At 58.6% G+C, this 7,187-nt stretch carries 5 protein-coding genes; 3 read left to right on the top strand and 2 right to left on the bottom strand.

Features of this window, described 5'->3' with window-relative positions; all coding sequences use genetic code 11:
• Positions 1-112 precede the first annotated feature (112 nt).
• The gene (locus tag ACYQ11_RS10955; RefSeq protein ID WP_459923823.1) at positions 113-2,071 is read left to right on the top strand and encodes a penicillin-binding protein 1A; all 1,959 of its coding nucleotides are present in this window, start codon (positions 113-115) and stop codon (positions 2,069-2,071) included.
• Between the two features lie 486 nt (positions 2,072-2,557).
• On the top strand, positions 2,558-3,424 hold the full coding sequence (locus ACYQ11_RS10950; RefSeq protein ID WP_459923822.1) for an HDOD domain-containing protein: 867 nt from the start codon (positions 2,558-2,560) through the stop codon (positions 3,422-3,424).
• Between the two features lie 90 nt (positions 3,425-3,514).
• On the opposite strand, the gene ACYQ11_RS10945 is transcribed toward ACYQ11_RS10950, so the two are convergent.
• Together ACYQ11_RS10945 and ACYQ11_RS10940 are read right to left on the bottom strand one after the other, a co-directional pair.
• Positions 3,515-3,715 (bottom strand): CooT family nickel-binding protein, encoded by a 201-nt coding sequence (locus ACYQ11_RS10945; protein ID WP_459923821.1) that lies wholly within the window; start codon positions 3,713-3,715, stop codon positions 3,515-3,517.
• A 31-nt stretch (positions 3,716-3,746) separates the two neighbouring features.
• A complete protein-coding gene (locus ACYQ11_RS10940) occupies positions 3,747-4,160 on the bottom strand; it encodes a DUF3842 family protein (protein WP_459923820.1) in 414 nt (137 codons plus the stop codon).
• 231 nt (positions 4,161-4,391) lie between these two features.
• On the opposite strand from ACYQ11_RS10940, the gene ACYQ11_RS10935 reads away from it, so the two are divergent.
• A complete protein-coding gene (locus ACYQ11_RS10935) occupies positions 4,392-7,157 on the top strand; it encodes a PAS domain-containing sensor histidine kinase (protein ID WP_459923819.1) in 2,766 nt (921 codons plus the stop codon).
• The last annotated feature ends 30 nt before the right edge of the window (positions 7,158-7,187 follow it).

The raw sequence follows: 7,187 nt of genomic DNA, 5'->3' as shown, positions 1-7,187 counted from the left end.
TTGATTTTTACGAGACCGTGAAGGCCTGAGCCCGGAATTGCATTTTTCCTAAAAGCTGTTATACAAAAGACCGACACTGATTTGAACCTATCATGATCGGAACAGCCAGGCGATGATGCACACTGAGGGCCGACACACTTTTCCGCGTTTCCTGATCGTTTTGGCGGTTCTGGCCGCCATGATGATCGGTTTTTTGGTGGGCGGATTTGCGGCCTTTTCCCGGGACCTTCCCCAGATCGAAACGCTCAAGTCCTTCAAGCCTTCGGCCGTGTCCCGGGTGTATGACCGGCAAGGCGTGCTCCTTGCGGAATTCTATGCGGAAAAACGTGATCCCGTGCCCCTGTCCCGCATTCCGAAAAACCTCACCATGGCCCTTCTGGAAACCGAGGACCGAAAATTCTATGCCCACAGCGGGGTGGACCTCCGGGGCATTGCCCGGGCCCTTGTCCGGGACATTCTGGCCGGGGAATTTGTCGAAGGGGCCAGCACCCTGACACAGCAGCTGGCCAAGACCCTGTTTCTCACCGCGAACAAGACCCTGTTCCGGAAAATCCAGGAAGCGGTGCTGGCCTTTCAGCTTGAGCGGCGGTACACCAAGGACGAGATCCTGGAATTTTATCTGAACCAGGTCTATTTCGGCAGCGGGGCCTACGGCGTGGAATCGGCGGCCCGGATTTTTTTCGGCAAGCACGTGAACGACCTGACCCTGGCCGAATGCGCCCTGATCGCCGCCATGCCCCGGTCGCCGTCCCGGTATTCCCCCCTGGTCAATCCCGAACTGGCAACGGCCCGGCGCGACATCGTGCTGAAAATACTCAGAACCCGGGGCCGGATCGACGAGGATGCCTATCAGGCGGCCCTGGCTGAGCCCGTCGTTACCGAGCGCGGCATCCGCAGCCGGACCCGGGCTCCTTATTTTATCGATCATATCAAAACCGAACTCGAGGCCCTGGTCGGTTCCTCCCGTCTGTACAAAAGCGGCCTGACCATCCACACCACCCTTGATGCCGCCCTCCAGGACACGGCGGAAAAGGCCCTGTCGCGTCATCTGACCGATCTGGACCGGCGTATGGCCCAAAACGGCATCGACGACCGGACGGCCCAGGGGGCTGTCGTGTCGCTGGATGTGTCCACCTTCGGCGTGCTGGTTCTGGTCGGCGGCCGGGATTACGGCCAAAGTCCGTTCAACCGGGCCACCCAGGCCGGGCGTCAGCCGGGGTCGGCGTTCAAGCCCTTTGTCTATGCCTGCGCCGTTGAGAAGGGGATGCCCCAGAATATGCTGATCTTAGATGCACCGGTATCCTATGACGGCGCACGCCGGGACACCCCCTGGGAACCGGAGAATTACTCGCGGACCTATCTGGGGGAAATTACCCTGCGCAAGGCCCTGGCGCTGTCAAAAAACATTCCCTCGATCCGCCTGATCGAATCGCTGGGACCGGGCGCGGTAACGGAACTGGCCCACCGCCTGGGCATTACCTCCCGCCTTGCTCCCAACCTGTCCCTGGCCCTGGGCACGTCGGAAACCACATTGCTTGAACTGACCGCGGCCTATGCGGTGTTCCCGGCCCGTGGCCAGAGTTGCCGTCCCTACACCGTCGACCGGATCGTCGATCGTAGCGGCCGCGTGATCTATCAGGCCGAGGTCCGGCAGGCGCCGGTGATGGCCCGGAAGGATGCGGCCGTCATGACCAGCATGCTCCAAAGTGTGGTTGACGAAGGCACCGGCCGTCAGGCCCTGTCCTTGGACCGGCCCCTGGCCGGAAAAACCGGCACCACCGATCACTGCAAGGACGCTCTGTTTGTAGGGTTTTCCCCCACGGTCGCCACCGGGGTATGGGTGGGACGGGACGACAACGCCTCCCTGGGCCCCAAGGAAACCGGAGCCCGGGCCGCCCTGCCCATCTGGATCGATGTGATGGACGCCTCCCTGGCGAACAGTCCCCCGGTCTATTTCGACATCCCCGACGGGACGGTTCAGGTGTCCATGGATCCCGACACCGGCAAAGCCCTGCCCCGGGACCACCCTCGGGCTGTCCGCGCCCTGTTTCGCCGGGGTCAGGAACCTTGACGAGGGTTTCTCCCCGTCAAAGCGGCGAGCCGGCCATCAGGTCCGACACGGGAAAGAACCGTGAGAAAAAACCTCGGCATGCGGGGGGCGGTGCCGATGGGGCGGCGGCGTGATTCGGCCGGGCGTTTTTTTGTTTGCCTGAACGCTATGGAATAAGGTATGATACAAACCATCTGAAAATCTGAAGATCAGGGCGGTTGATGACTGTTTGCCATGACTTAAACGCGCCTTGCAGCATCGCAATCAAATGCCGACATCGATTATTCTTCCAATCATTGACGGCTTCGAAAAAAGTCCGATCTTAAGCGTTACGCTTCATCTCTCGTCACTGCGGCGTATCCTAAGTACGCCTCATTCCTCGGGATTCGCAAGCCTTGACCCCGAACTTTTTTCGAAGCCGTCTGAAACGTGACTTTTTACGAGACCATCAATCATTGCCGCATGCTGTTTCGATCCGACTCACCTGCGGATGTCCCGGAGACGACCATGGAAAAACCCAAACCCCTGGAATGTGATCTGTCTGAATTTCTTGATGAGCATCTTGCCCTGCCGCCCCTGCCCGAGTGCGTGATGAAGCTCCAGGAGGTGATCCGTGAGCCCAATGTCAGCATCGAAACCGTCTGCCGGATTCTTGTCAAGGAACCGGCTCTGACGGCCAATGTGCTTAGAACGGTCAATTCAGCCTATTACGGATTTCGTCGCGAAGTCGACGATATCAAATTCGCGACGGCCTATCTGGGAATCCACGAAATCTACAACATGGCCCTGGCCTTTTCCGTGGTCAAAACCCTGGGGGTCAGCGATACCGCCGAACTTGACCGGTTCTGGAACCATTCGGTGCTCACGGCCATCTGCGCCAAGCATCTGGCCCGGCGGTTCGAACCCCTGCTCTCACCGGATCAGATCTGGCTGGGGGGGCTGCTGCACGATATCGGCAAGCTGGCCTACCTGGTCGTATTCCCGGACCACTATCGGGAAATACAGCTGCACCGGCAGGAAAGCGGCGGCCTGTTCAGTCAGAGCGAACGGTATTTTTCCTATCCGTCCAGTTCCGAGATCGGCGTGTTTCTCTGCGATCGATGGCGTCTGCCGGTCATCGTCCGTGATGCCTGTGCGGGCCACGGGCTGGAAGATCTGAACCGGCCCTCCGAGGGAAGCCGGGGGGATTTCAGGCGCATTGTCTGTGCCGCCAATCTCATGGCCGTTCTGGTGGGGAACGGGATGAGCAACGAGGTCAAGCAGTCGATTTTCGATGCCTTGAAAACCTGCTTCAGCCTCGATGAACGGGAGTTCCTCAAGCTGATGGGAGAGGTGTACGACCTGAAACTGGATCTGGCCAAATATGAATGGTAAGGCCAACGATCGCTTCAGCCGTTCGGCGGCGATAGCTAAAAAAAAGCCGGATCCGCCACCCGGCGTCTGAAGGCGGCAGCCCTCGGGATATCAGGCCGCCGGGGGATGCTCACGGATGTAGATTTTGTGGTCGACCAAAGAGAGCGAGTGGATAAATCCGCGGATGATTTTCTGCTCTCCGAAAATACTGACCAGCCGGACGGCGTTCCCGTCCGGTTCGGCCTTGTCCACGGACTCCATGATCAAAACGGGGGTTTCTCCGGTGAGCAGGTAGGCATTGGCTTCACACATGGCGATCTCCTTGTGCAGGGGTTTACGGGGTTTATACCAGCGGCTTCAGATGCGTTTCAATCAGTTCGTCAACCAGATGGGGCAGGGGGGCGGGCAACAATCCGACGAACCGGACGTTTTCCTGGGACAGGGGCAGCAGGATTTTTCGCGCCGGGCTGTCGGCCACGGCCAGGGCGATGGCCGGTGAGACTTCCCCCATCAAGGCGTGGGCCAGAATGATCCCCAGCGGCCCTGTGATCAGATCGGCCGTTTTGACGCAATGAACGATGGCGCTTTCCCCGGATGCCCCGCGGTTGGCGCCGGCCTTGAGCATCTGGGCGGTGGCCAGGGCATTGGTGCCCAGAGCGAGGATTTCGATGCGCTCGCCGAAGGCCTCTTTCATTTTTTTGATGATGGCGCTGCCGATGCCGCCGCCCTGACCGTCAATGACACAGATTCGTTTCATGACTGATTCCCGGTTCGGATTCATGTGATCGTTCCCGACGGCCGGGAGGAAGGCCCGGAGCGGAGTACGAGAGATGTTCTGTCAAATAGCAAGATGCCCGGCGGGTGTCAATACCTTCTCAATCTGCCGTTTCGGGTAAAATAGTGTTTGACATTCGATCTTGGCGGAATATAGTCAAAGGCGATAAACAACACAAGGGCATCGGTGCTGAGACAGGATGAAAGGGTTGCGATGGAAGCGGATTTGATTGAAGGCCGGGAGCGGGGGGCGGTATCGCCGTGCCCCGTGACCGGGTTGCCTGCCTACACCCGTCCCGAATGGACGGATGTGAGGCTGGGCGCTAATTACTACATGTCCGTGCGGGTCATTGGAGACCATATCCTGGTGGGAAAAATCGTCGGAGAATCCGATCTTGCTTCGGTGACGGCGGCCACGGAATTCATGGACCGGGTCATCGGGGAGATATTCGGAACCACCCGCCGGTTTGTCTATGTCGAAGATTTCACGGAGCTGAAAAATCTGACCAGTGACTGTAAACGCTATTACATGCGCTATCTTGAAAGCAAGAAGCAGATGCTGGCCCTGATCATCTGCACCGCATCCCCGTTGATCATGCTGGCCGTGAGGCTGAACAGCCGGCTCAAGCTGGTCCGGTGCCGGGTGCTTGCCGAAAAAGATATTGATGCCGGTATCCGTCGGGCGGCCCGGATCGTTGCCCATGCCGCCCCCGAGTCTGTCGATGCGCCCTTTTCCGCGCCCCAGCTGAGTACCGTCGCAAGCCGCTGCCCGGTCAGCGGTCTCAGTCTGACCACGAACGCCGAATGGTGTCGCATGGATCTGGGGGGGCCTTCGGTGACGTTTACCCGGATCGGCCGCCGGATTCTCCATACGGAGTTCCATGACTGGGAGGGGGCCGATCCCCTTGTCTGCAAGCGGTTTCACGACAAACGCGAGCGGGTGATGGCATCGATGTTTTCACCCGCGGACCGCTTTGTGGAGCTTCGCAATTACGGCGGCATGAAAAAGAAGGTCCCGGTTCTGGTCAAAGATGATTTTGTCTGTTACTCGCAGCAGGAAGATGAGCGGGCGGTACGCTTGATCGGCTACAACCTGCCCTGGCTGACCCGTGTGGGCTTCAATCTCCGGAAACTGGGATTTCTGGCCCGGTGCCGGTGGCGTATGTGCCGGGACTACGACGAGGCGCTGAAGACCGCCGTGTATGCCCTGAAAAGCCAGGGATTCACCCCGGAAGGGACCAGGAATACCGTCAGGAACAGCGCGTGGACCCGGCATTTCGATGATTTTGAGGTGGCCTTCGAGGTCATGGACGGCAATGTGCTGCACCGGATTTCCCGGGGCACGCTCAGGGCGGGCTATATCGATCAGATGTTCAGCCTCCAGGAAATCGTGCTGTCCGAGACGGGGCTGGATCAGAAAATCCATTACATCCTCAGCGATCTCGGCGAACTGGAAGGGGCCGGGATGCGGCTTCGGAAAACGTATTTCAAAACCTGGGCGTCGTTTTTGCGAAGTTATCCCGGCTGCCGGATGAGCGTCATGTACGGCGGGGATCGTATCACCCGGGCCGGTTTGAGCATTTCGTCATACCTGAGGCCCTTCAGGATGCATGTGGTGGACACCCCCGAAGAGGCCATGCAGCAGATTGTCACCGACAAGGCCATGCAGCGGAAGGGCCGTCGGATTCCGTCCGGTCAGTCCACCGACGAGAAGGACCGCATCAGGCAGTATGCCGATGAGCTGATTTACTTTCTGGGCAACATCAACTGGGAGGTGGACGGGTTTGTCGGCCCCTTGGCCGAAAAAAGTCCCGATCATCCGTTCAAGGTCGTCTATGACGCCGTTTCCCTGATCAAGATGGATATCGATGAGCTGTTTCGCGAACGGGAACGAAGCCAGGTCGCCCTGGCTGAAAGCAAGGAGGTTGCCACGGCCCTGATCAACGCCACCAATGATTCCTCGGTTCTGATCAAGACCGACGGTACCATCCTGTCGGCCAACGACACCTTCGCCCGGGGCCTGGGGCAAACACCTGCCGATCTGATCCATCAAGATATCAGCCTGCTGGCCGATTCCAGTCTGATCGACAAACGGATGGCGCCCCTTAAAACCGTGATTCTTTCCGGACAGCCGGTCCGGTTCGAAGACGAGGACAAGGGCGTCTGCTACGACAACACCATCTATCCGGTCTTCAACAGCGAAGGGCAGGTGGACCGGGTCGCCATGTATTCGAGGGATATCACCGATCTCAAAAAAGCCGAGAAGCACATCCAGACCCTGACCCAGGAAATCATCAAGGCCCAGGAAAACGAACGGCAGCGCATCGCCCGGGATCTCCACGACAACGTGGCCCAGGATCTGGCCTCCCTGATCATCAGCAGCGACACCCTTTTTGAAGGGTTTGACGATATCCCGAAGGAGGTTCGCAGGCGGACGGAACAATTCTCGAAGGTCCTCAAACGGGCCATCTCGTCGATCCGCGAACTGGCTTACGATCTGAGGCCCCCCAGCCTGGATCAGCTCGGGCTGGTGCGAACCCTGTCCCAGTATTGCACGGATTATTCCGAAACCAATCTGATCGCCGTGGATTTTTATTCCGCCGGGCTCGAAAAACTGGCGCTTGACTTTGATACTGAAATTAATCTATATCGGCTCATTCAAGAGGCTCTGAACAACGTGAGAAAACATTCCGGCGCCGATCATGTGACCATACGGCTGGTGGCCTCCTACCCTGAAATCATCCTGCGTATCGAGGACACCGGACAGGGGTTCGACCTGGAACGGAGGGCCGCCGAGGCGTTGAACGAGAAACGGATGGGGCTCAAGAGCATGGAAGAGCGGGTCAAGCTGCTGAAGGGCTCGTTTACGATCCGATCGCGTCCGGGAGAAGGCACGATGATTCTGGTGAAATTGCCTTACAGCCAGGGGCAGGTTTCCTGGGACGAGGAATACGAAGAGCGAGAAAAGGCCCTGCAATGAGGTGCCGACCCTCTGACCTGTTTTTCGTCA

This window comes from Desulfatiferula olefinivorans, from assembly GCF_054657895.1.
This window is presented reverse-complemented; position numbering and strand designations above follow the sequence as displayed.

Coding starts and splice junctions, on each gene's coding strand:
- ACYQ11_RS10955 (WP_459923823.1), top strand. CDS start 113: ATGATGCACACTGAGGGCCGACACACTTTTCCGCGTTTCCTGATCGTT.
- ACYQ11_RS10950 (WP_459923822.1), top strand. CDS start 2,558: ATGGAAAAACCCAAACCCCTGGAATGTGATCTGTCTGAATTTCTTGAT.
- ACYQ11_RS10945 (WP_459923821.1), bottom strand. CDS start 3,715: ATGTGTGAAGCCAATGCCTACCTGCTCACCGGAGAAACCCCCGTTTTG.
- ACYQ11_RS10940 (WP_459923820.1), bottom strand. CDS start 4,160: ATGAAACGAATCTGTGTCATTGACGGTCAGGGCGGCGGCATCGGCAGC.
- ACYQ11_RS10935 (WP_459923819.1), top strand. CDS start 4,392: ATGGAAGCGGATTTGATTGAAGGCCGGGAGCGGGGGGCGGTATCGCCG.